The sequence below is a fragment of the Enterobacter sp. RHBSTW-00994 genome (genome assembly GCF_013782625.1).
Lineage (GTDB): Bacteria > Pseudomonadota > Gammaproteobacteria > Enterobacterales > Enterobacteriaceae > Enterobacter.
Genome location: NZ_CP056199.1, coordinates 1,220,370 through 1,245,172, shown reverse-complemented (window position 1 = coordinate 1,245,172; position 24,803 = coordinate 1,220,370). Strand labels below are relative to the sequence as shown.

General features: G+C 54.7%; 19 protein-coding genes. 14 read left to right on the top strand and 5 right to left on the bottom strand.

Annotation, left to right across the window (positions count from 1 at the left end):
* Positions 1 to 2: 2 nt before the first annotated feature.
* Positions 3 to 1,250, bottom strand: coding sequence for an enterobactin transporter EntS (gene entS / locus HV346_RS05810; RefSeq protein ID WP_181622614.1), 1,248 nt, complete (start codon positions 1,248 to 1,250; stop codon positions 3 to 5).
* A 112-nt stretch (positions 1,251 to 1,362) separates the two neighbouring features.
* Between entS and fepD the strand changes: the two genes are divergently transcribed.
* Genes fepD through fepC form a run of 3 tightly spaced genes read left to right on the top strand, consistent with a single transcriptional unit; the run spans position 1,363 to position 4,153 of the window.
* Positions 1,363 to 2,367 (top strand): Fe(3+)-siderophore ABC transporter permease, encoded by a 1,005-nt coding sequence (fepD, locus tag HV346_RS05805; protein ID WP_181622613.1) that lies wholly within the window; start codon positions 1,363 to 1,365, stop codon positions 2,365 to 2,367.
* Complete coding sequence (gene fepG / locus HV346_RS05800; RefSeq protein ID WP_181623702.1) at positions 2,367 to 3,356, top strand: iron-enterobactin ABC transporter permease; 990 nt, start codon at positions 2,367 to 2,369, stop codon at positions 3,354 to 3,356. Before fepD ends, fepG begins: the two co-directional genes overlap by 1 nt.
* Positions 3,353 to 4,153: an iron-enterobactin ABC transporter ATP-binding protein gene (fepC, locus tag HV346_RS05795; protein ID WP_181622612.1), complete on the top strand. Its 801-nt coding sequence runs from the start codon at positions 3,353 to 3,355 to the stop codon at positions 4,151 to 4,153. Before fepG ends, fepC begins: the two co-directional genes overlap by 4 nt.
* A gap of 65 nt (positions 4,154 to 4,218) precedes the next feature.
* Here fepC and entF read toward each other — a convergent pair whose 3' ends face one another.
* Genes entF through fes form a run of 3 tightly spaced genes read right to left on the bottom strand, consistent with a single transcriptional unit; the run spans position 4,219 to position 9,505 of the window.
* The gene (entF, locus tag HV346_RS05790) at positions 4,219 to 8,079 is read right to left on the bottom strand and encodes an enterobactin non-ribosomal peptide synthetase EntF (protein ID WP_181622611.1); all 3,861 of its coding nucleotides are present in this window, start codon (positions 8,077 to 8,079) and stop codon (positions 4,219 to 4,221) included.
* Entirely contained in the window at positions 8,076 to 8,288 is a 213-nt protein-coding gene (locus HV346_RS05785) for an MbtH family NRPS accessory protein (protein ID WP_181622610.1), read from the bottom strand. Before HV346_RS05785 ends, entF begins: the two co-directional genes overlap by 4 nt.
* 11 nt (positions 8,289 to 8,299) lie before the next feature.
* Positions 8,300 to 9,505, bottom strand: coding sequence for an enterochelin esterase (gene fes / locus HV346_RS05780; RefSeq protein WP_181622609.1), 1,206 nt, complete (start codon positions 9,503 to 9,505; stop codon positions 8,300 to 8,302).
* 255 nt (positions 9,506 to 9,760) lie between these two features.
* On the opposite strand from fes, the gene HV346_RS05775 reads away from it, so the two are divergent.
* The 8 genes from HV346_RS05775 (at position 9,761) to HV346_RS05740 (ending at position 20,205) form a co-directional block, all read left to right on the top strand.
* Positions 9,761 to 12,013 carry a TonB-dependent siderophore receptor gene (locus HV346_RS05775; RefSeq protein ID WP_181622608.1) on the top strand — a complete coding sequence of 751 codons (2,253 nt, stop codon included), beginning with the start codon at positions 9,761 to 9,763 and terminating at the stop codon, positions 12,011 to 12,013.
* A gap of 77 nt (positions 12,014 to 12,090) precedes the next feature.
* Complete coding sequence (gene entD / locus HV346_RS05770) at positions 12,091 to 12,750, top strand: enterobactin synthase subunit EntD (RefSeq protein ID WP_181622607.1); 660 nt, start codon at positions 12,091 to 12,093, stop codon at positions 12,748 to 12,750.
* A gap of 135 nt (positions 12,751 to 12,885) precedes the next feature.
* Positions 12,886 to 13,827, top strand: a complete 942-nt coding sequence (locus tag HV346_RS05765; RefSeq protein WP_181622606.1) for a D-ribose ABC transporter substrate-binding protein — start codon at positions 12,886 to 12,888, stop codon at positions 13,825 to 13,827.
* An 11-nt stretch (positions 13,828 to 13,838) separates the two neighbouring features.
* Complete coding sequence (locus HV346_RS05760) at positions 13,839 to 14,447, top strand: DUF2291 family protein (protein WP_181622605.1); 609 nt, start codon at positions 13,839 to 13,841, stop codon at positions 14,445 to 14,447.
* Complete coding sequence (locus HV346_RS05755; RefSeq protein WP_181623701.1) at positions 14,447 to 15,973, top strand: sugar ABC transporter ATP-binding protein; 1,527 nt, start codon at positions 14,447 to 14,449, stop codon at positions 15,971 to 15,973. Before HV346_RS05760 ends, HV346_RS05755 begins: the two co-directional genes overlap by 1 nt.
* 1 nt (position 15,974) lies before the next feature.
* Positions 15,975 to 17,063 (top strand): ABC transporter permease, encoded by a 1,089-nt coding sequence (locus tag HV346_RS05750; protein ID WP_181622604.1) that lies wholly within the window; start codon positions 15,975 to 15,977, stop codon positions 17,061 to 17,063.
* A gap of 182 nt (positions 17,064 to 17,245) precedes the next feature.
* Positions 17,246 to 18,535, top strand: coding sequence for a hypothetical protein (locus tag HV346_RS05745; RefSeq protein ID WP_181622603.1), 1,290 nt, complete (start codon positions 17,246 to 17,248; stop codon positions 18,533 to 18,535).
* Positions 18,536 to 18,747: 212 nt separating this feature from the next.
* Entirely contained in the window at positions 18,748 to 20,205 is a 1,458-nt protein-coding gene (locus HV346_RS05740) for a hypothetical protein (RefSeq protein ID WP_181622602.1), read from the top strand.
* 128 nt (positions 20,206 to 20,333) lie between these two features.
* Here HV346_RS05740 and HV346_RS05735 read toward each other — a convergent pair whose 3' ends face one another.
* Positions 20,334 to 21,284: a sugar-binding transcriptional regulator gene (locus HV346_RS05735; RefSeq protein ID WP_181622601.1), complete on the bottom strand. Its 951-nt coding sequence runs from the start codon at positions 21,282 to 21,284 to the stop codon at positions 20,334 to 20,336.
* 285 nt (positions 21,285 to 21,569) lie between these two features.
* On the opposite strand from HV346_RS05735, the gene HV346_RS05730 reads away from it, so the two are divergent.
* The 3 genes from HV346_RS05730 to HV346_RS05720 are packed head-to-tail and all read left to right on the top strand — an operon-like array spanning position 21,570 to position 24,795.
* Entirely contained in the window at positions 21,570 to 22,400 is an 831-nt protein-coding gene (locus tag HV346_RS05730) for a transketolase (RefSeq protein ID WP_181622600.1), read from the top strand.
* On the top strand, positions 22,393 to 23,343 hold the full coding sequence (locus HV346_RS05725) for a transketolase C-terminal domain-containing protein (protein ID WP_181622599.1): 951 nt from the start codon (positions 22,393 to 22,395) through the stop codon (positions 23,341 to 23,343). Before HV346_RS05730 ends, HV346_RS05725 begins: the two co-directional genes overlap by 8 nt.
* Before the next feature lie 33 nt (positions 23,344 to 23,376).
* Positions 23,377 to 24,795: an L-fucose/L-arabinose isomerase family protein gene (locus HV346_RS05720; protein WP_181622598.1), complete on the top strand. Its 1,419-nt coding sequence runs from the start codon at positions 23,377 to 23,379 to the stop codon at positions 24,793 to 24,795.
* Positions 24,796 to 24,803 lie beyond the last annotated feature (8 nt).

Sequence of the window (24,803 nt, the reverse complement as noted above, 5' to 3'; positions counted from 1 at the left end):
CATCAAGCCGCACTGTCGTTCAACATCACGTCCTGTCTGAACCGCCGTAACTCTGCCAGGACGACGAACAAAATCGCCCCCACAATCGCCAGCGCAAACCCACTGCTGCTCGCTGATGCCACCGGCGTCAGGATGACTCCCAGCCCGCCTAATATCGCCGCACCAATGGCATCCCCCGTGACGTTCTGCGCAGTCCACAGACCATTGATCCTGCCCAACATCGCCTCTGGCGTCTGCGTCTGAATCAGCGTGTATTGCAGTAAAGAGCTGATGGCGCTGAGCCAGCCAAACAGCGCCAGACACACCACACCAAGCGCCCAAAAAGGCATCAGGCTGAAAAAGCCAATCGCGATAAATGAGGCAAGCGTCGCGGCCAGCATGATCAAACCTGGCCGCGCGCTCCGCGCCAGGTTTCCGCTGGTCAATGCACCAAAGGCCGCACCGAGCGGGATAGCCGCATACAGCAAGCCAATTTGTGAGGCACTCATCTGCCACTCCCCCGCCAGTGCAGGGTAAAGCACGCGTACCGCGCTCGCCATTGTCAGCAAGCCGCCAAGCAGGGCGATGCCTCCAATCAGCGGATGGCTGAAGAGAAAACGAATGGCCGCCATCAGCGATTTCAGAGGGTGTTCACGCACTTGCGGCGGAGGGGGTAAAACCGGCAAACGGAGCAACGTTAAGGTGGTGATAAACGTCCCCAGCGCCGCCAGACCGTAGTTCCACGCCACGCCGCCCGTCGCCAGCAAAAGGCCGCCTACCATCGGGGAAATGACCGATCCCAGGCGCACCGTAAGCATGGTGATCGCCCCGGCCTGCATCAGATTTTCACGCCCGACCAGCGCAGGCGTTGCCGCCAGTAACGCCGTCACGCCAATAGAGGCAAACAGGCCATCCCACACTCCCAGCGCGTAAATGGCAATCAGGGACGGTTCTGGCAGCATGGCATTCAGACACAGGCCCACGAATCCGATACCGCAGGTTCCGCGTGCCAGTAAAATCAATTTCTTACGCTCATAACGGTCTGCCAGCACACCGCCCACCATCAGACCGATGAACATCGCTCCGCCCGTTAAGGTGACGGACAACCCTACCAGCCAGCTGGATTGCGTCATGGCCTGAATCTGCACCGGTACGGCAACGCCCAGCAAGCCAAGCGATAAAATGGAGATAAAACGGGCGATAAAGACGGCGCGAAACGCCGGATGCGTTTTGAGCAGGCTGAGGTTGAGCAGCCAGGATTTTTGGGTCATTACAAGGCCTTGTCCGGTTTCTTTTATACCAATTCCATGGCGGCACATGCTAACATAGCCAAATAAGATAGATAACGATAATTACTATCATTATCAAATCATGGATGTTGTTATGCCGTTTTCCTCTTCTGCGGTGCGCGCCATTGCCGCGCCCGTTTTGTTGCTATTGTTGATCCTGGCGATTGCCCTCAGCCTGCTGGTTGGTGCGAAGCCATTGCCTTCTTCCGTCATTATCGATGCCCTGACAGGTACATGTCAGAGTGCCGATTGCACCATTGTGCTCGACGCCCGGCTCCCCCGCACGCTCGCCGGGTTGCTGGCAGGCGCGGCGCTCGGCCTTGCTGGTGCATTGATGCAAACCCTCACGCGTAACCCGCTGGCCGACCCCGGCATTCTGGGCGTTAACAGTGGCGCAAGTTTTGCCATCGTGCTTGGCGCAGCATTATTCGGGTTAACGTCGCCATCTGAACAGCTGGTAATGGCCTTTTGCGGTGCACTGGCCGCCTCAGTGGTAGTGGCTTTTACCGGCAGTCAGGGCGGGGGTCAGCTCAGTCCGGTGCGTTTAACACTGGCTGGCGTGGCGCTTGCGGCGGTGCTGGAAGGATTGTCTAACGGTATCGCTCTGCTTAATCCGGATGTTTACGATCAGCTGCGCTTCTGGCAAGCCGGTTCGCTGGATATCCGTACGCTGGAAACCTTAAAAGTGGTGGTGATCCCGGTGACGATCGCTGCCATCGTGGCGCTGTTTTTAAGCCGGGCGCTGAACAGTCTGAGCCTTGGCAGCGACACCGCCACCGCGCTTGGCAACCGCGTGGCACGAACCCAGTTAATGGGCCTTCTTGCAATCACCGTCTTGTGCGGTAGCGCGACGGCGGTAGTCGGCCCGATTGCCTTTATCGGCCTGATGATGCCGCATATGTCACGCTGGCTGGTGGGGGCGGATCACCGCTGGTCCTTACCCGTAACGCTGCTGGCAACCCCTGCCCTGCTGCTGTTTGCCGATGTATTGGGCCGTTTGCTGGTTCCCGGCGAGCTGCGTGTTTCGGTGGTCAGCGCCTTTATCGGCGCACCGGTTCTGATCTTCCTTGTGCGGCGTAAACGCGGAGGTGGCTCATGATGGCCCCGTCCCGTCGTTTAGTCACCAGCGTATCTCTGCTGGCGATCGCCATTGTTCTGGTCGCCGTCTGGAGCCTGTGCAGCGGCGCAGTGATGCTTGATTTCAGCCAGGTCTTTAACGCCCTCATCGGCAGTGCACCGCGCAATATCACGATGGTGGTGACGGAATGGCGACTGCCGCGCGTGACGATGGCCATTCTGGTGGGCGCCGCGCTCGGCGTCAGCGGCGCAATATTCCAGTCGCTGATGCGCAACCCGCTCGGCAGCCCGGATGTGATGGGTCTCAATACGGGAGCCTGGAGCGGCGTGCTGGTGGCGATGGTGCTGTTTGGTCAACACCTGGCGGCCATTACCTTTACGGCGATGGCCGGCGGCATTTTAACATCGCTGGTCATCTGGGCGCTTGCCTGGCGCAACGGCATCGACACCTTCCGCCTGATCATTATCGGGATTGGTATTCGCGCGATGCTGATGGCCTTTAACACCTGGCTTTTGTTGCAGGCATCGCTGGAAACCGCACTCTCCGCCGGGCTGTGGTATGCCGGTTCACTCAATGGCCTGACGTGGGGTAAAACCTGGCCCGCCGCACCGCTAATTTTGTTGATGTTTATCGGCGCACTGCTGCTGGTACGTCGTATGCGTCTGCTGGAGATGGGTGATGACAGCGCCTGTGCCCTGGGTGTGGGCGTTGAGCGCTCGCGTTTGACGCTCATGCTGGTGGCCGTATTACTGACCGCCGCCTCCACCGCCATTGCCGGCCCTATCTCCTTTATCGCGCTGGTTGCGCCGCATATTGCGCGCCGCATTAGCGGCACAGCCCGCTGGGGCTTAACCCAGGCGGCGTTGTGCGGCGCACTGTTGCTACTGGCCGCGGACCTCTGTGCCCAGCAGTTGTTCATGCCTTATCAGCTACCGGTCGGGGTTGTGACAGTCAGCCTCGGTGGCATTTACCTCATCGTCTTGTTAGTTCAGGAGTCACGCAAGAAATGACCGATTTCGCAACCCGCTTGCGCGGCGAAAAACTGACCCTCGGCTACGGCAAAAAAACCGTCGCCCGTGATTTAACCGTCGCCATTCCGGAAGGGCATTTTACGGCGATTATCGGCCCGAACGGCTGCGGTAAATCGACCCTGCTGCGAACCCTGAGCCGTCTGATGACCCCGACACACGGCAGCGTCTTTCTCGATGGGGAGCAGATCCAGCGCTTCGCCAGCAAAGAGGTGGCGCGTCGTATTGGGTTACTGGCGCAAAACGCCACGACACCGGGTGATATCACCGTACAGGAGCTGGTCGCGCGAGGGCGTTATCCGCATCAGCCGCTGTTTACCCGCTGGCGCACAGAGGATGAAGAGGCCGTCAACCGGGCAATGCAGGCTACGGGTATTGTCGACCTTGCCGCGCAGAGTGTGGATACGCTTTCCGGCGGACAACGCCAGCGCGCATGGATCGCGATGGTGCTGGCGCAGGAAACCTCGATCATGCTGCTGGACGAGCCGACGACCTGGCTTGATATCAGTCATCAGATTGATTTACTGGAACTGCTGAGCGATCTCAACCGCACGCGAGGCTATACGCTGGCCGCAGTGCTGCATGATTTAAACCAGGCCTGCCGTTATGCGACACACCTCATCGCCCTGCGCGACGGAAACATTGTGGCGGAAGGTGCACCAAAAGAGATTGTCACCCCGGAGTTAATCGAGCGGATCTACGGTATGCGTTGCATGATTATTGACGATCCGGTGGCGGGTACGCCGCTAGTTGTGCCGTTGGGCAGACGTGCGGTTTGATGCCCTCTCCCTATGAGAGAAGACATCAAATCCTCCCCTCACCCACAGGGCGAGGGGCATTTACACTACCCCAATATTTCCTGTAGCACCGGTCCAATCGATTCAAATGCCTGCGGTGAAATGATATCCACGTGGGCACAATCCTGGCTGTAAACCTCTAACTCACCCACCCACGGCGTCCAGGCTACCTGCGGCTCCATCGTTCGTGTCCGTTCGGCGACAAACAGCGTCGCTTTGCCATCAAAGCGTGCGCTGTGCGCCGTGGTGAGCAGCCGCACCGCATCAGCATAGTTGCCTTCAATGGCGTTAAACAGCTCGCTGGAACCTTGCCCCTGCTGCGCGGCAATAAACGCCTGACGTTCACGTTCGATTTCCGCCAGCACCTCCGGATCAAGACCATTAGCCTCTTTTTCGGCCCAGTTTTGCGTTTCCGGCGGCCAGGTATCCAGCAAACCGAGAAACGCGACACGTTCACCCTGCGCACATAAGCGAGCGGCAATGCCTTGCGCCAGCGTGCCGCCAAGTGAATAGCCGAACAGATAATACGGCCCTCGTGGCTGCTGTTCACGCAGTGTCGCCAGGTGACGTTCAATGACATCATCAAGTGTTGCACACTGCTCCATCGGCCCGTCCGGACGCGGAGACTGAATACCAATGATCGACCAGCGCGGGTTCAGATACCGCGCCAGTACGCTGAACTGCCAGGCGAAACCTGAAGCGGGATGGAAGCAGAACAGCGTCGCACCATTGCTCTCGCGCAGTGGCAGAAGGGTTTCGAACCCCAGACGTTGCGCCTGTTCTTCGCTCATTTGCCCCCCCAGCAACGCACTCAGTTTACTGACCGTGGAAGCGACCATAATTTGCCCCGGCGTCACTTTGCGGGAGAATACGCGGCTAAGCTGAGCGGCCAGGCGCATTGCCAGCAACGAGTGCCCGCCGAGGGCAAAGAAATCGGCCTCGATATCGCTGATGTCACATCCCAGCAGGGCAGAAAATGCCTGCGCTACGGCCATCTCAGTTTCTGTCTCTGGCGCGCGACCAGAGGTTTTACGGGTCAGTTCGGGGAGCGGCAGCGCTTTGCGGTCGAGCTTACCGTTAGCACTCAGCGGTAAGGCGCTAATTTGTAACAACACCACCGGAACCATATGCGGCGGCAGCTGTGCTTTGAGTAATTCCAGCAGGGCGTCACGATCCAGCGGTAAACCGGATTCAGACACCACGTACCCGACCAGCTGACGTGCATCGCCGCCCGTTGCCGCCGCCTGGTTAAACACGCAGGCATGCGCCACGGCCTGCGCCACATCCGGCAACGCGAGCATCGCGCGGTCGATTTCACCAAGCTCAATACGCTGACCACGAATTTTCAGTTGATCGTCGCTACGACCAAGGTATTCCACTGCGCCGTTGTCCAGCCAGCGGGCGACATCCCCTGTGCGATACATGCGTTCACCAGGCGCAAACGGATCGGCGATAAAACGGCTGGCGGTCAGATCCGGGCGTCCCAGATATCCCTGCGCCAGCTGAATACCGGTGAGGTAAAGATCCCCAGCTACGCCAAACGGAACAGGACGCATCATGGCATCCAGAATACGCAAACCGGTGTTCCACACCGGGAAACCAATCGGCACGCTATTGCCTTCCACCGCTGCCAGCTCAGCACCAAAAGCGGGATACCAGCTCACATCGACGGCGGCTTCCGTTGGGCCGTAGAGATTGTGCAGCGGCGCATGGGTAAGCTGTTCCCACTCGCGGCACAACCCGGTTGGCAAAGCTTCCCCGCTGCAAAAGACCTGCTTCAGCGTCTGACAGCAGTCGGTATTTTCCGGCGTGAGCGAGGTGACAAACGCCGCCAGCATCGATGGCACAAAGTGAGTCGTGGTCACGCCGTATTGCGCAAAGAAACTCTGCATCGCCTGCGGATCGCGGTGTGCTTCAGGCTCCGCCATCACCAGTTTCGCGCCCGCGATAAATGGCCACCAAAACTCCCATACCGACACATCAAAACTGCACGGCGTTTTCTGCGCAACAACATCGCTGGCATCCAGCGGGTAGTGATCCTGCATCCACAGCAGACGGTTGACGATGGCGGTTTGCCCCACCATCACGCCTTTCGGGCGGCCCGTCGAGCCTGAGGTAAAGATGATGTAGGCCGTCTGTTCCGGCGTCGCCAGATGCAACGGTTCGCTTCCGGCGACAGGGAGCAGTGCGTGGTAGCAGAGGTTTTCAACCGGCAGATCGCTAAAGCGTGGAAGTTGATCCGGCGTGGTGATGAGCAAAGAGGGTTTTGCATCCTCCAGCATCATACGCAGGCGATCGTCAGGATAACCCGTATCCAGCGGCAGCCAGGCCGCCCCCGCCTCCACAATGCCATGCAGCGCCAGCGTCAGGAATACTGAACGCGGCAGTGCAACCGCAACGCTATCCCCCGGTTTCACCCCGCGCTCACGCAGGTGCGATGCGAGAGCAATAACCTGCTCGCGCATCTGGCGGTAGGTCAGTTCAGTATGGGCGTCAGCAAGTGCAGGGGCATCCGGCGTTTTCTGTGCCTGTTCAGCCACCAGTTGGGCAAGCGTGGTGGACGGTAACATCATCCCTGTATCGTTAATGCGTTCCAGTTGCTGATACTCTTGCACAGAAACCGTTTCAACCTCGCCACAGCGCAGGCCAGGATCTGCGGCAAACTGCGCCAGCATGGCGTTCAGACGCGCAACGTGGCGAGTCAACGTCACTTCATCGTAACGCTGTTTGTTAGCAAGGATTTCAATGCTTAAACCGCCCTGTTCATCCGGGAACAGTGCCAGTTCCAGATCGTTAACCGGACCGGTCGCCAGCGTATGGGTAATCGCCTCAACACCGTCGATATCCAACTGATAATCAAATACTTTGACGTTAAGCACCGGACCAAACAGCGCCTCATCCCCTGCTGCACGTCCGCTGTCGCGAACAATCTGCTCCGCATCATAACGCTGATGACGGCGCATTTTTTTAAGCTGATTTGCAAGACGTAGCGCCAGCTCCGGCAGGCTTTCCTGGGGAACAATGTTCACCGCCAGCGGCAGCACGTTGAGCACCGGCCCCGTTGCGGTTAATGCTGCGGAGCCCATCCGGCGCATAAAGATAAACCCGGCGGCATAGTCCAGCCTTCCGGTTAACCGTCCCAGCCACAGAGCCACCAGCGCGAGCGCCAGATCGGTACGCTGCACCTGTCCGGCCGCCTGCGAAAGTTGGCTAAAAGCCCGGCTGTCAGCGGTGACTTTCAGGCGCAGGATATCGGTTGTCGCAGCACGCCCCGGCAACGGCGTGGCTGAAAGTGAAACCGGTGGGGGAAGTTGCTTACGCTGCTCCGCCCAGAATGCCCTATCCCGCTGATACGCTTCGCTGTTGCGATAGTGCTGATACTCTTCCACCACATCGGAAAAAGGGGTAAACGGGGAATCCGGTGTTGGCTGCCGGTTACGCCAGGCGGTATAAATCGTGGTGATCTGGCGGGTAATTGCCGGAAAACTGAAGCCATCCACCACTAAATGGTGATAACGCTGATACCAGTACCAGCGTTGATTATCGACCTGAATCAATTGATGAAATGCCAGTGGCTGCCCACCGTCCACCCGCAGATTCTGACTGAGATCGGCCTCCATCAGTGCTACAGCGGCGTCATGTGAGTCGACCACAACGACAGACGGTTCCGGCAATGTCATGGCTGCATCAACCCACTGCCACACCTCACCGTTATCTTCCATGAAGCGCGTGCGCAGCGTGTCAGCCTGCATCATGCCCGCGACAATCGCTTTAGCCAGTAACGGGGCATCAATATCGCCCTTCAGTTCAACGTAGTGCGCCACGCTCCAGGCATTCGGCAATGTGGAAAGCTGCTCCGCCATCCAGATACCCGGCTGGGCGGCGACAAGAGGAAGATGCTGGCTCATGCGTGTTCCCTCGCAAAATGAGAAGGTTCGAGTGTCCGCCAGTTATCGGCCAGCCACTGCTGGCAGGCTTCCTGTGACTCGGGTTCGCAAACCACACGCCAGCCAGCAGGCAATGCACACTGCTGCGGCCACAGGCTGTATTGCGCCTGCTCGTTGCACAAAATAGCGAACTGTCCCTGCGGATTATCGAAAGGATTACTGAATTCCATACCAGACTCCGTTATTGAATAAGCGGCTGCCAGAGGGTCATAAGCCCCTGCGTCAGCCCACCGCGCCAGCAAAGCGCATCGTGTCCGCCGTCAACCTGACGCCAGATAACCGGTTGCTGTGTGTGTTGTAGTTGGGCGTAAATCGCCTGATTAGCGCGGAAAATCAGCGGCTCATTGCGGCCTGCCTCAAGGACAATGCGCAGTCCGTGTGCGGTTTTTTCACCCGCTTTAAGTTGTTCGATAAGCAGACCGTCCTGCTGTGTACCGCGATGCGGCCACCAGTAAGATCCTGACTGGCTAAGTACGCAGCCAAAACGCTGCGGCCAGTTAAGACCAGCATACAACGATGAGAGCCCGCCAAAACTTTGCCCTGCCACCACAGTCCGATCGGCACGGTCGCTAAACAGCGTGGTGCTGCGCACGAGCGGGAGCAACTCTTCCTGTACCGCAAGCCAGAAGTCAGGATTACAGGGCAGTTCGTGGCTGCGGTGCGGCGTATCAATCACATCGATTAGCACATACACCGCAGACGGTAATTTTCCCTCTTCGGTTAACGCCGACAGCGCCGGCCACACGGGCATACTTTCGGCCCAGAATTGCCCGTCGAGCAGCACCGCCAGTGGACGGGATTCAGGGTGGTCATCGCCGGTGGTAAAAATCCAGACGCGTCGGGTATTGCCCAGACGTACGCTGTGCCAGGTCAGGCAATGTGGAGGTGAGTACGGGGTATCAGGTTTGTTCCAGCCTGGCTGAAGGGGAGCTTCGGGCATCTCCAGTGCGGAGACAGGATGACCGCGCCCACCCCGCCAGTGCTGTGGATTTAACGGATCGGCAATCGCATCTGGCAGCAGTTTACGCCAGCCCTCGCGGAGCGCGACGCGGTCTGGCCGTTCGCCGTCAAAGACCACTTCGGCAAAATCCTGTTCGTTTTCAGAGGGGATAAAGCAGTAGCTACCGCGCCATTCCGGGCTGAATTCGCCCTGCCACTGCCAGACGTCGGTATCAGGAATACGCTCAAGGGACTGCGGGCGGGCATTCTGGTGGTGATCGGTCACGCCAGTAATGTAGAGCCAGACCCGTTTCACGCTGGATGACTTCGCAGTGCCTGCCGGGTCACGCCACCAGAAGGTGACGCGATACGTATCCTGTTCACGCACCCATTCGGGACCCTTTTTCGACTGCCACCAGTCATCACTTCCCGTTGTTAACGCCGTCACCCTTATAACCTCATGTTTAACACGTCTTTTTTTGTTACAAGACAAAATTTATTGATAATATTATTGATAACTATTTGCATTTGCAATAGCGTAGTGCCCGCGCTGTGGGAAGCGCGCTCATAAAATAACCATGCCATGCATTGTGTGCGCTCGAGGACAGAGCTGCTTACGCAAAATGCGGGTGACAACATGCCGCCTCCTCTCCCCTTCGGGAATGGAGCCAGGAGGATGCGGCAACGAAAAGCAGGACGTACAATGAATAAGAAGATTCACTCCCTGGCCTTGCTGGTCAACTTAGGGATCTACGGCGTTGCGCTGCCAGCCATGGCGGAAGACAAGACTGCCAGCAGTGCTGCACATGAAGACACTATGGTGATCACCGCGGCCGAGCAGAATCTGCAGGCGCCGGGGGTTTCCACCATCACCGCCGATGAGATCCGTAAAAATCCTCCCGCCCGTGACGTCGCCGAAATCATCCGCACGATGCCAGGCGTTAACCTGACCGGTAACTCCACCAGCGGCCAGCGCGGCAACAACCGCCAGATCGATATTCGCGGTATGGGCCCGGAAAACACCCTGATTCTGATCGACGGTAAACCGGTAACCAGCCGTAACTCTGTCCGTCTGGGCTGGCGTGGCGAGCGCGATACCCGTGGCGATACTGGCTGGGTTCCGCCAGAGATGATCGAACGCATTGAAGTCATCCGTGGCCCGGCAGCTGCACGCTACGGTGACGGTGCAGCAGGTGGTGTGGTGAACATCATCACCAAAAAAGGGAGCAACGAGTGGCATGGTTCCTGGAACACCTACCTGAATGCGCCGGAACATAAAGACGAAGGCTCCACCAAACGTACCAACTTCAGCCTGAATGGCCCATTGGGTGGCGATTTCAGCTTCCGTCTGTACGGAAACCTGGACAAAACCCAGGCCGATGCGCGTGACATTAACGACGGTCACCAGTCTGAACGTACAGGCATGTACGCCGACACGCTGCCTGCGGGCCGTGAAGGGGTAGAAAACAAAGACGTTAACGGCGTTGTGCGTTGGGACTTTGCGCCCATGCAGTCTCTGGAACTGGAAGCCGGTTATAGCCGCCAGAATAACCTGTACGCAGGCGATACCCAGAACACCAACAACGACAACAGCTCAAGCGGCCTGGTGAAGAAGTACTACGGCAAAGAGACCAACCGTCTTTATCGCCAGAACTACTCCCTGACCTGGAATGGCGGCTGGGATAACGGTATCACCTCCAGCACCTGGGCGCAGTACGAACACACCCGCAATTCACGTCTGGGCGAAGGCCTGGCAGGCGGTCTTGAAGGGCTGTTCAACAGCAACAAGTTCACCGATTCCGATCTGTCCGACGTCACCTTACACAGTGAAATTAGCCTGCCGTTTGAACTGCTGGTTAATCAAAACCTGACGCTGGGAACCGAATGGAACCAGCAGCGTATGAAGGACATGTCCTCCAATACCCAGACGCAGCAAGGCGGTTCAATTCCTGGCATGAGTGACGATCGCAGCCCGTATTCACAGGCTGAAATCTTCTCTCTGTTTGCTGAAAACAACATGGAGCTGACCGACAGCACCATGCTGACGCCGGCACTGCGCTTCGATCACCACACCATCGTGGGTAACAACTGGAGCCCGTCCCTGAACCTTTCACAAGGTCTGGGGGATGACTTCACGCTGAAGATGGGCATTGCGCGTGCATACAAAGCACCGAGCCTGTACCAGACTAACCCGAACTACCTGCTGTACAGCAAAGGTCAGGGCTGCTACGCCAGCGCCGACAACACCGGCTGCTACATGATGGGTAACGATGACCTGAAAGCCGAAACCAGTATCAACAAAGAGATTGGTCTGGAGTTCAAACGTGACGGCTGGCTGGCCGGTGTGACCTGGTTCCGTAACGACTACCGCGACAAAATTGAAGCGGGCTACGCGCCAATTGGCAATACATCCCTGGGTAAAGTGAAAACCGATATTTACCAGTGGGAAAACGTGCCTAAAGCCGTTGTAGAAGGTCTGGAAGGTACACTGAACATTCCAGTGACTGAGACCGTTAACTGGACTAACAACATCACCTACATGCTGCAAAGCAAGAACAAGGAGACTGGTGACCGTCTGTCGATCATTCCGGAGTACACGCTGAACTCAACCCTGAGCTGGCAGGTACAACAGGATGTGTCACTGCAGTCGACCTTCACCTGGTACGGCAAGCAGCAGCCGAAGAAATACAACTACAAAGGTAAGCCAGTTACGGGATCTGAGAAAGATGAAGTCAGCCCGTACAGCATCGTTGGCCTGAGCGCGACCTGGGACGTGACCAAAAACGTCAGTCTGACTGGCGGCGTGGATAACGTCTTCGACAAACGCCAGTGGCGTGCGGGTAATGCCCAGACCACCGGGAACACCACGACCGGCGCTTATATGTATGGCGCAGGTGCGTACACCTACAATGAACCGGGCCGTACCTGGTACATGAGCGTGAACACGCACTTCTAAGGTAAAAACAAAACGGCAACTCCGGTTGCCGTTTTCCCCCTCTCCCACCGGAAGAGGATCGGGGTCAGGACATCGCAATGCAAACTACCCACACCACATTCCCTCTTGCCGACCAAACCGTCCATCGTATCACCTTCGATCTCACAACGTTTACCGATGCCGATCTTCTGTGGCTCCCTCATCACGCACAGATCACTCCCGCCGGGCGTAAACGTAAAGCCGAACACCTTGCCGGACGGATCGCCGCCGCACATGCGCTTAGCGCCTTGCACGATCGCACCCTGCCAGGCATCGGACCCAATGGGGAACCGCTCTGGTCAAAGGGAATTTCAGGGAGTATCACCCACAGTGGATCTCAGGCAATGGCGATAGCTATTCGTCACCAAAATGCGCTTATTGGTATCGATTGCGAAGCGATCCTCAGCGAAAATGACGCACAGGAAATCAAAGGCGGCATAATAGATCCCCAGGAAGACGCCATTCTTTCCCGCTCGGGTTTCCCGTTTGCTTTAGCGTTAACGCTTACTTTCAGCGCCAAAGAAAGCCTGTTTAAAGCGCTCTTCCCTCAGGTGAAGAGGCTGATGGGTTTTGATTGCGCCAGGGTTCTTTCCCTCAACGACACCACATTGACCCTCGAACTCAACCATACATTGAATAATATTAAAAAAAATCAAAACATTACTCTCTCATGGTGTCGTTTTGACGCCACTATCGTGACACTTCTTTGCCGCATCTGACTTCATCAGGATCGTGATCCTTTTCTCCTTTTAAGAAATTAGCTGCCTAAACCGTAGACAGTTCGGGAAGGCGGCTTTATCGTTAAATTGAATAATAAATCATTATTGAATAAATATTCAATGTGGAGAAAAAGAATGAACATGACCTTTGTAAAATCCGCCCTTCTTGCTTCGATGATTACCGCTTCCGGTTCGTTGTTTGCTGCTGACAATGGCCTTATCGCGATAATTACCCCATCCCACGACAACCCGTTCTTCAAGGCAGAAGCCGACGGCGCGGCGGCCAAAGCCAAAGAGCTGGGCTACACCGTATTGGTGGCGTCGCATGATGATGATGTGAACAAGCAAAACCAACTGATTGAAACGGCAATAGCCCGCAAGGCCAAAGCCATTATCCTGGACAACGCCGGAGCGGACGCGACCGTCGGTCCGTTGGAAAAAGCCAAAGCAGCTGGCGTACCGGCTTTCCTTATCGACCGTGAAATCAATAAAACGGGCGTGGCTGTCGCGCAGATCGTTTCCAATAACTATCAGGGCGCGCAACTGGGCGCAGAGAAGTTCGCCAAACTGCTGAACGGGAAAGGGAAATACGTTGAGCTGTTGGGACGCCAGTCAGACACCAACGCCCACGTCCGCTCTCAGGGTTATCATGACGTTCTGGACGATTATACGGACATGAAAATGGTCGCACAGCAAACGGCGAACTGGAGCCAGACCGAAGCCTTCACCCGAATGGAAGCTATTCTGCAAACCAATCCGGACATCGTGGGCGTGATTTCCGGCAATGACACCATGGCGCTGGGTGCTGAAGCCGCACTGAAAGCCGCCGGGAAAAATAACGTTATCGTCGTTGGTTTTGACGGCAGCGACTACACCCGCGACTCCATTATCAAAAACAGCAATATCAAAGCCACCGTGCTGCAACCTGGCTGGCAACAGGCCCAGATGGCGGTTGAGCAAGCCGACTACTACCTGAAAAACGGCAAAGCGCAGAAAGAAGAGAAGCAGTTGATGGATTGCGTGCTGATTGATGACAGCAACGCCAGCAAACTGAATATGTTCAACCTCAGCAAATAAGCGGAGGCGCTATGTGGTTAAAACAATGGGGCGCAGCACTTACAGGGTGCGCCGCCCTGTTGCTGACGGCCTGCACAGTGGTGGATCTGGACGCGGACGGCAAGCCGATGATGCCTGCCGATCCGAACGCAAAAGCCAGTTTTGACAACCAGACCCCTCAGCAGATCGCGCAACAAACCTGGCAATCAAGGGTACTGAATACTGCCAGTCAGCACGCACTGGATGCCAGTACGCTGGCAGCACAACTCAAAATCCCCTCCGCCACACCGCAAAGTGTGTTTGTCCGGCTTACCGGCAAAATTGAGCGGGTAGATAGCAGCAACGCACGCGAGCAAAAAGTGGTAATGACGGTCAACGGCCAGCCGTTGTCGATCCAGAGTGGCCCGGTGATGCGCGGCAATGCCATTCGCGATGCGGCAGGATTCCGCTTCGAGGAGTTCACCAACCAGGTTCAGTTTGCCCAGCTCTCTCGCGCCTTTAACCGCGAAGCAGTGACGTACCTGCCGAAAGTGGACGACAGCTGGAACGGCAAAACAGCCAGTATCGTCTTCGCCACGACGATCACCGCCGGTAAAGCCGAAGAGGCCACCGCGCTGGAACTGAAACAGGAGACGCCATGATGAACGACATCCCGACTGACGACATCATCCTGCGCACACGCGGCATATCGATGCTGTTTCCTGGCACTGTGGCACTGGATAACGTCGACTACCGCGTCTGGCGCGGCAAAGTGAACGTTATCATTGGCGAAAACGGGGCCGGAAAATCCACGCTGATGAAAATCCTGGCGGGTGTTCAGCAACCCAGCCTGGGCGAAATGTGGCTTAACGGAAAACAGGTCCATTTTACCAATACCCGCGACGCGGCAGCGCAGGGTATTGGCATGGTGCATCAGGAGCTAAACCTGTTCGAAAATCTGAACGTGGCGGAAAACATCTTTCTCGGGCGAGAACGGCAGAAAGGCGTGATGCCGATTAACGAAAGTGAGCAGGAAGCACACGCCGCCACCTTGCTGAAAAGGCTCGATCAGCCCATTTCACCACGCGAACTGGTCGGCAATCTTAAAGTCGGACAGCAGCAGCTTATCGAGATTGCCAAAGCGCTGGCGGAAGATGCTGACATCCTGATCCTGGATGAACCGACATCGGCCCTGAGCAAAACGGAGGTGGATATTCTGTTTCGTGTGATCCGCGAGCTGACCCGCCAGGGGGTATCCATCATCTATATCTCGCACCGTCTGGAAGAGTTAATGGCCATTGGCGATGTGATCACCATTTTACGTGACGGCAAATTTCAGTCTGAGGCGCAGGTAAACGATATCGATGTGCCGTGGATTGTACGCGAGATGCTCGGCAGCGACCCGGTCAACAACTTCCTCTCGCCAGGGCGGACGTTTGGCACTCCGGTGCTCGAAGCTGAACACATTACCTGCGTTAATGCTGCGGGTAACTCAGTGGTCAATGATGTCAGTTTTAACGTGCGCGCCGGGGAGATTGTCGGGATTTACGGCCTGATGGGTGCGGGGCGAACTGAGCTTTTCGAATGCATGTTGGGTACGCAGCGTAATTATCTGGGCAAACTGTGGCTGGACAGCAAACCCGTTCCGCAACGGCTCGCCACCGCCGACCGTATCCGCATGGGCATGAGCCTGGTTCCGGAAGACAGGAAACGAACCGGGATTTTTCCCGGCTCATCGGTCGCCAGCAATCTGACCATCGCCAGCCTGTGGCGACGGTTACAGCGCGGTTTGACCATCTCGCAAAAACAGGAGCATGCCGTGGTCGCCACTACCATCGGCAATCTGTCGATCAAGGTCTCCTCGCCCGAGGTCGAAATTCAGGCGCTGAGCGGCGGCAACCAGCAAAAGGTGGTGATTGGCCGCTCGTTGCTCACCGATCCTAAAGTCCTGTTCCTCGATGAACCCACGCGCGGCATTGATGTGGGGGCGAAAGCGGATGTGTTTCGCATGATGGTGGAACTTTCAAACCGGGGCATCGCAATAGTTTTTTCCACCTCCGATTTGAAAGAAATTATGGCGGTATCTGACCGCATTCTGGTGATGTCTGGCGGCAAACTGACCGCGGATATCGTTCGCGATCGGGCCGAAGAATCGGCACTGGTAACGGCAAGTGCTCAGGGGTTCTGATATGAAAACGACACAGTCTGTCGCGCTCACACCGCAAAAAGGGGTGGCGCTTTCCCGGGAAAATATCCTGCTACTTCTGTTGAAAATGCGCACGTTTATTGCGCTGTTCATCATTGTGGGTTTCTTTACGATCACCGTGCCGGGTTTCCTCTCGGCGGGCAGTCTGGTGATCATGATCAAGCACATCGCCATTAATGCTTTTCTGGCGCTGGGGATCACCTTTGTGATCATCACCGCCGGGATTGACCTGTCGATTGGCGCAACGCTTGGACTGTGCGGCATGGTTGCAGGGTGGCTTATCACCAAAGGCATCGTGCTGCCAATGTTCGGCATCGCCATTTTCCCCAGCGTCTGGGTAATTGTCCCTGTCGTGTTACTCATCGGCGCGTTAATCGGTGCGGTCAACGGCTGGATCATAACCCGCTATAACGTTGCCCCGTTCATCTGCACGCTGGGAACGATGTATGTTCTGCGTGGTACAGCCATGCTGACCTCCGATGGACAAACCTTCCCCGGCCTTTCCGGTAACCCGCAACTGGGCAACACGGGCTTCGATGAGATTGGAGCTGGCACGCTGCTCGGTATTCCGTGGGCCATCTGGCTGATGATTGTGCTTGCCGTGGTCATCGCCTATATCGCCCGCCGCCTGCCCTTTGGTCGCCACGTCTACGCCATTGGTGATAACGAACGCGCAGCAGAACTTTCGGGTGTAAAAGTCAAACAGGTCAAGGTGCTGGTCTATACCTTGTCCGGCTTCTGCGCCGCTATCGCCGGGATTGTGGTTTCCGCTCAACTGTTAGCCAGCCATCCAGCAAACGGAACGGCGTTTGAGATGAACGCGATTGCCGCCGTGGTACTCGGCGGAACATCGTTGGCAGGCGGGCGCGGAACCATTCTCGGCACGCTGATTGGCGCATTTGTTATCGGTTTTTTGGCCGATGGACTGGTGATGATGGGGGTCAGCGAATTCTGGCAAATGGTGATTAAAGGCATCGTGATTATCGTCGCAGTGATTATCGACCAGATGCAAAACCGCATGCAGCAGAAAGCCGCCGTCGTGGCGCAAAAGGCGGTGATGGAAGGAAAATAGCCCGGCCACAAAAGGGTTAGCATGGCTAACCCTTCGGCTGAGAACGCAGTGAAAAAATACGTTACCGTGATTATTTGTATTATTATGTAAATTAAATGTTTCATTTAATTTCACCGTCATGTGTAGTACGACAGCCATCGTCACGTTACAAAAAATAACTCACTGAATAATCGAGAGGTTATATGAAGCGTTCTCTCACACGACTGCCCTTTGCCATCGCCGTATTTGCACTCACACATCTTTTATCTGGTTGCAGTAACCTCTCTTCTGGTAGCGACACCTCCGCAGAGTCGCACTGCTCTCAATTGCTCTATGACGCCAACATTGCGATCAATAACAAGCAGTATCAGAGCGCGATTAATACCTCCAACACGGTTTTGGCTTCCTGTCCGATTAAAGACGGGATGATGACCACGGATGCAAAAGATGCCTACTACTATGCCGGGCTGAGTTATTACTCCCTCCAGCAGTACCAGCCAGCGGCGGATGCCTTTGCAAAACTGATGGCCTTTAAAAATGCCAACCCTTATTTACAAAGACCCGCAACGATGTATTACAACATCAGCATGGCACGCCTGAATCCAGCAAAAGCGCAGGATTACATCAACCAGGCGCTACCGATCTCAGACAGCAAAAGCAATGTCGATGTGCTGGATGCCATCTATGATGTGGGCACGCGTGACAAGAGCCTGATGAATAACTACATGGCGCTGATTGATAATCCTAAATTTCCACTACGTTTCGACAGACCGATCAAGCTCGCCCAGTCATTAGGTGACAAAAAGCTGGCACAGACACTGACTACGCGTCAGGCCACTATCGAGCATGTTGAAGCAGAAGCGCGGGCAAGAAATATCGCCGGGCCAGGCGTTGAGTCTTCCGCTGGCGGCGATGCCAACCTGGCAGGCTATAAACGCGGTGCATTCCTTTCAGAGGCTTACCGGAAAGCCGGTGAACCTGTGTTGGCTGCCTACTACGAAGGCGTCAAAAAACAGTATCAGGGCTTCTTAAAATCCGATGCTGAAAGCGCCCAGGCAGATGCTGCGCTGGCAAAAAGTAACGCCGAATTTGAAGCACAACAGCGTGACCAGACGCAGGATCTGGTGAACACGGTGACGGGAGCGGTCGTCAGTGCTGGTGTCGCAAGCGCATCAGGGGGCAATGTTGCGCAGGCGGTGAATAACAGCCTGGCAGACTCTGCCGTCAGTATGTCGGATAACCCGGAAATGATGGGAGCCGTTAAAAGCGGCATGCAATCGTTCTCCAGCAATCAGGAAAAATGCACCTATGCCACGCCGTCCAGGTTTAAACAGTGCTGTAAGAATGTAATTAAAGGTATTTTCAGTTCAACGCAAAACAGCGATGGCACAACCACTTATGGCTGCGAGCATCCTGATAAATACCGCACCCGAGAGGGATGTACATATAACGGGGATAAGCTGGTGATAAATTCCTGTGTTATTAATGGGTAACCACAATCCAATATAGTGAATGGCTACTGGAACGTCTGAGAAACGCCTACTAATTTCAGTAGTCATATCATAGCACTATAATGATGGATGCTAACGAAAATGAGTTTACTCTCATTGTGATGACGTCAAGCAACCGGGGGATATCTCGCCGGCCCGACAATTTCTGATACTCATTTTTAATTCAGCATGCGTCTTCTAAAAAGGATGTTATTGTGACAAAAACCCAATCCGGCAGAAGTTCCAGGTCAAAACCAGTCTCAAAAACGAGCAAAGGCAATATATTCGAGTTTTATGTTCCTAAAATACCTGGGACAAGACCAAGGCCTAAACTGGTTAAAGATAAAAAAGATCCCAAAAAACTAGTTTACGATAAAACCAAACCTGCAGATTTTCTAAAAACCTCATTTACAAAAACGACAAGCGTAAATTTTGGCAAAGGTCCTAATAAAAACCTTTTGACACGCTATCCTGCGTTACCTCTTCCTCAAATCGTACGTGCAGCACTTGAATGTGGTTACGGTCGTAGAAAAATGTGGTCCTCTCATCTTCTTTTAAGCTCTACTGAGTCAAAAGAACTTTCCGCTTACTTGATTAAGCGATTATTGATGGCGGTATCATGTATCCGTGTTGATAAAAATGATGCCTATGTAACCTGCGATTTCTATTCAAAAATCGAGCCTTCCGAGAAAGTGGCAATTTCATTTATCGCCGGCGGTATAGGTAGTTTTATAGCCGCAAAATATTGGTTAGACGCCGCAGGGGAAAAGGTAAAGGTGATGTTGCACACCAGTATTTATACGAAAGGAATATCATCCTCAATAAAAACAAACCTCTTAACCAGCAAAAAATCACCAGACTATCTCGTTGAATCGGATAGCGGAAAATGGCATGTTTTCGAAAGTAAAGGTGGAACGGATAGAGGACGTAACAAAAGAATTCAGGAAGGATTACTACAACTGGGGCTAATCACTCATCTCGGATGGTCATCTGATCCTAAACAGCCACAATCTGTCATAACACAGGTATGTACACACACCAGTATCGATGCCGGCAGTCGATTGAAAGTAGTAGCATATGATCCACCAGGTGAAAATGACGAAGGATTTCAGGAAATCATCATTGATGAAGCCGTTTGCAAGCTACTTAAAATTGCTGAAAGCCTGGACCAGTTCCATGCCATTAATACAGAGACATATACTGAGGAAAAATGGGAATGGAAATCTGTATCGCAGACAGAGAACCTGGAAATTGCTTTGCCATCAAAATACTTCAACCTGGAAGTACGACTTAGGGCCAGCCTTGGGTTGTTCTTACTCGTGAATGAGATTATTGAAAAATATAAAGAAAGAACGCAATGGTCAGCAAAATTCATGATTGAACGACTCGAAAACAACATCAATTCATATCATTTTGATGGTGAGTATAAAACCATCAGCGATGCATTTATCGTATTTATTAAAAATTTAAACGATGCTGAGGAAGAAGATGTATTTATTGTCCAAAGCAGGCAATATCTTGATCTTGATAGAGTACTGCGTGAGTTTGATGCTGTATTACAGGAGTGCCAACTGTCATCAACTTTTTCACAACCTAATGATATTCAGGACGAAGGTACGAATGTAATGATGTCCAGCGGCATGCTAATTAGAGAAACGGTCCGTAAAGCATAAAACGTTGTGCTTTATATTATCGTGGAGAAGTTTGTGGAGTTACCGGGAGGGCTCTGCTTTTTCGCGCGCGCCCCCGAACAGCCGGGTTAAGCCTGGTCGCCCCCGGCATGTCCGGCCCTTTACGTTTGCTACGCTTTCAGCAAACTCCGCGCTGTCGGGTAATCGGTGATCAACACGTCGATGTAATCCCCTTCCAGCGCGCCGCGAATGGCATTGCACTTCTCAGGCCCCCCTGCGAGCGCAATCACTTGCGGGCAGGCGCGGATTTGAGACAGTTCCATGCCAATAACCGGGTCCTCGTCATGACTCAGCACCTGCTTGCCCTGCGCATCGTAGTAATGCAGGCAGATATCGCCTACCGCCCCGCGCTCAGACAGCAGTTTCAGCATGTTTTCGTTGTAATAGTTGCCGGAGTTTTTCAGCAGTTGCGACGGTTCAAGTTCGCCAATCCCGACAATGGCGACATTGACTTCAGCAAACTTGCTGACCACTGCCGCGACGTCCGGGCTGCCCACCAGCCTGGCGCGTTCTTCCACCGAGTGTTCAATACTTTGTGACGGCAACAGCCACGCCGGGCAATCAAGATGCGCAGCCAACTGTTGGGTCAGGATGGTCGCCTGGACGTTGCCATTTGGCCCTACCCCGCCCAGCAACTGGATCACCCCGGCCGCGCGAATGTTCTGCGGATGCATCTCATCCACCATGCAACGAATGGTGCTACTCCAGGAGGAGATCCCCACCAGGTCTTCTGGCCGCAGACGCGTTTCAACATAATGTGCCGCCGCGCTGCCGATGGCATGTTTCACCTGAGCATTGGTCGGGTTATCCCCGACATCCACCACAATCGCCTGGCGGATCCCGTACTGCTCTTCCAGCGCTTTTTCCAGCGACACAAAAATATTGGTCGGCTGGACAACGGTGATTTTAACCAGCCCCTCTTTCTGGCAACGCGTCAACGCACGCGAAACGAACGATTGCGAGAGATGCAGCAGTGAGGCAATCTCGGACTGTTTTTTATTCTCGCTGTAGTAAAGCGTGGCAATCTTCACCAGCAACCGTTGTTCATCCTGCTTCGACATGGCATTCCCCCTGATTTCGTCCCTGTATTTTTATTCATTGATGAATAGATAACAAGCTGCCGTTATCCCCGCAAACAGATCCGAATGTGATCGTTTTCGCTTTTTTTGCAAACAGCCCGATCCGGCCATAGACAAACCCTGAATCCGGGCATATCTTATCATTATGAATAATAAATCAGCATTGAATATATATTCAATCACGTAAAAGAAACCATTCATGATGGGTCATTTACTGCCTTGCTGGAATAATTATTCATTACAGACTATAAATTCAGGAGGTGTTTTATGAATCCATTTTCGCTCTCCATCGCAGAGCTCGAAAAGAAAGCCCGCTCGATTCGCCGTCGGATCATCGTGCTGAATGCTGAAAGCCCCGCAGGCGGCCATACAGGGGCCGATCTCTCTCAGGTCGAACTGCTCACGGCACTTTACTTCCGCATTCTCCACTGCTCGCCACAGCTGAAAGACAGCGAGGAACGCGATATCTATATCCAGTCCAAAGGTCATGCCGTTGGCGGCTATTACTGCGTCCTCGCAGAAGCCGGTTTTATCCCACTGGACTGGCTTGCCACCTATCAACACGCCGATTCTCACCTGCCGGGACATCCGGTGAAACACAAAACACCGGGTATTGAACTGAATACCGGTGCGCTTGGTCACGGCCTGCCGGTGGCGGTCGGAATTGCGCTGGCGGCGAAACGCAATAACAGCAAACGCCGCGTCTTTGTAGTCACTGGCGATGGTGAGCTGGCAGAAGGCAGTAACTGGGAGGCCGCGCTGGTTGCCGCCCACTATCAGTTGGATAACCTGGTCATCATCAACGACAAAAACAACCTACAGCTCGCGGGCTCCACAAAAGAGATCCTCAATACCGATCCGCTGGATGAGAAATGGTGTGCATTTGGTATGGATGTCACTGAATGCCGGGGCAATGACATGGCTGATGTGGTCGCCACGCTGGAAGGCTTACAGCCAAACGGCAAACCGCATGTGGTGATTGCCCACACCACCAAAGGCGCGGGGATCTCCTTTATTCAGGGTCGCCCGGAGTGGCATCACCGCGTGCCTAAAGGCGAAGAAGTTGAACTGGCACTGGAGGAACTGAAAGATGAATAATAGTGAACATCTCGCTACCGTGATGGTGGATGCCTTTATTGATGCAGTCGACAGAGGCGTGGATCTGGTTCCGGTGGTAGCAGACTCCACCTCCACAGCCAAAATCTCGCCGTTTATTACGCGCTTCCCAGGCAGACTGGTAAACGTTGGGATCGCCGAGCAAACGCTGGTTGGCGCGGCCGCCGGGCTGGCAATCGGCGGCAAAGTGGCTGTCACCTGTAATGCCGCCCCCTTTTTGATTTCACGCGCCAATGAGCAGATTAAAGTCGATATCTGCTACAACAACACCAACGTCAAGCTCTTTGGCCTGAACGCCGGAGCGAGCTACGGCCCGCTCGCCAGTACACACCACAGTATTGACGATATCGCCATCATGCGCGGCTTTGGCAACATCGAAATTTATGCACCGTCCAGCCCGGCAGAATGCCGCCAGATCATCGACTACGCCCTTGCCCATATCGGCCCTGTTTATATTCGTCTTGACGGCAAAGCCCTGCCGGAACTGCATGACGAAACCTATCGTTTTGCACCTGGCAACATTGATGTGCTGCGTGCGGGGCAGGACGTAGCCCTGGTTGCAATGGGTTCGACCGTACATGAAATAGTGGAAGCCGCCGCACAACTCGCTGAGGAAGGTATTGACGCCACTGTTATCAGTGTTCCATCTATTCGTCCTTGTGATACCAAAGCGTTGCTGGCGGCCATCAAACCGTGCGAAGCAGTCGTCACCGTCGAAGAGCACAACGTCAACGGCGGTGTGGGCAGCCTGGTGGCTGAAGTACTGGCCGAAGCCGGGTGTGCGATCCCGTTACGTCGCCTGGGCATCCCTGACGGACAATACGCCATTGCGGCCGACCGCGCCTCCACGCGCGCGTGCCACGAAATAGATGCAGCGGGCGTGATCAAACACGCCAGAGAACTGCACGTAAAACAGGCTTCCTGAAAATAAAAAGAACATCTTACTGGAGAGTACGCAATGTCCCGAATTCCTCAACAACTCACCATGGGCGTGATCATTGGCAACCGGGGATTTTTCCCCAGCTACCTGGTTGCAGAAGCACGTGAACAGGCAATCGCATTGTTCGACCGTCTGGGTATCAACACTCTGATGCTCGACCCGGGCCAGACTGAACTGGGCGGCGTCGAAACTCGTCAGGATGCCAAAACCTGTGCCGATCTGTTCCGCGCCCATCGCGATACGATCCACGGCGTTGTGGTTTTGCTGCCTAACTTTGGCGACGAAAAAGCGATCGCCGAAACCCTGCGCCTTTCTGGCCTGAACGTGCCGGTGCTGGTACAGGCCGAAGAAGATAACCTTGACAAAATGGGGCTCGCCACCCGCCGCGACAGCTTCTGCGGCAAGATCTCACTGTGTAACAACCTGCGTCAGTATGGCATTCCCTTTACGCTCACTACCCAGCATGTGTGCGCCCTTAGCGGCGAGGTGTTTGAACAGGATCTGCGTCGCTTCGAGCAAATCTGTCGCGTGGTAAGTAGCATGCGTGGTGTACGCGTTGGCGCGATTGGCGCACGTCCGGCGGGCTTTAACACGGTCCGTTACAGCGAAAAACTGCTGGAACGACTGGGCATTGCCGTTGAAACGCTGGATCTTTCTGAAGTCTTTACCCGCATTAAACTGCTGCGGGACGACGATATCCGTGTCGATGAAAAGCGCCGCCTGCTGCTCGACAATGCCGATGCCAGCGGTATTCCGGCAGACAAGCTGGTGACAATGGCAAAACTCTTTGTGGTGCTGAGCGAATGGATCGTCGCTAACGACATCGATACCACAGCCATTCAGTGCTGGACATCGTTGCAGGAGAATTTAGGCATAAACGTCTGTTCGATTATGAGCGTAATGTCCGGTCAGCTGATGCCAAGCGCCTGTGAAGTGGACGTGATGGGTGCGCTTTCCATGTACGCCCTTGCCAGCAGCAACCTTAACCCCGCCTCCATTGCTGACTGGAATAACAACTTTGGCGATGACCGTGACAAGTGTGTGCTGTTCCACTGCGGTAACTTTGCCGCCGCCAGCCTTGAAACCCCGCACATGGGCACGGCCGACATCATCGGTACAACCGTTGGCAAAGAGAACACCTGCGGCGCGGTCCATGGCCGACTGAAAAGCGGCCCACTGACCTACTTCCGCCTGAGTACGGATGACCTTACGGGAGAAATCAAAGCGTATGTGGGCGAAGGGCAATCGGTTAACGATGCACTGGATACAGTGGGCTGTCGCGCGGTGATCCAGGTTCCACATCTGGAGAACCTGCTGTCGTGGATCTGCCGCAACGGGTTTGAGCATCACGTGGCGATGAATCACTCATCCAGTGCGGCGATCCTCAACGAAGCGTTCACCCGCTATCTTGGCGTGTCGACCTATCTCCACCAGTAAGGCCGGAG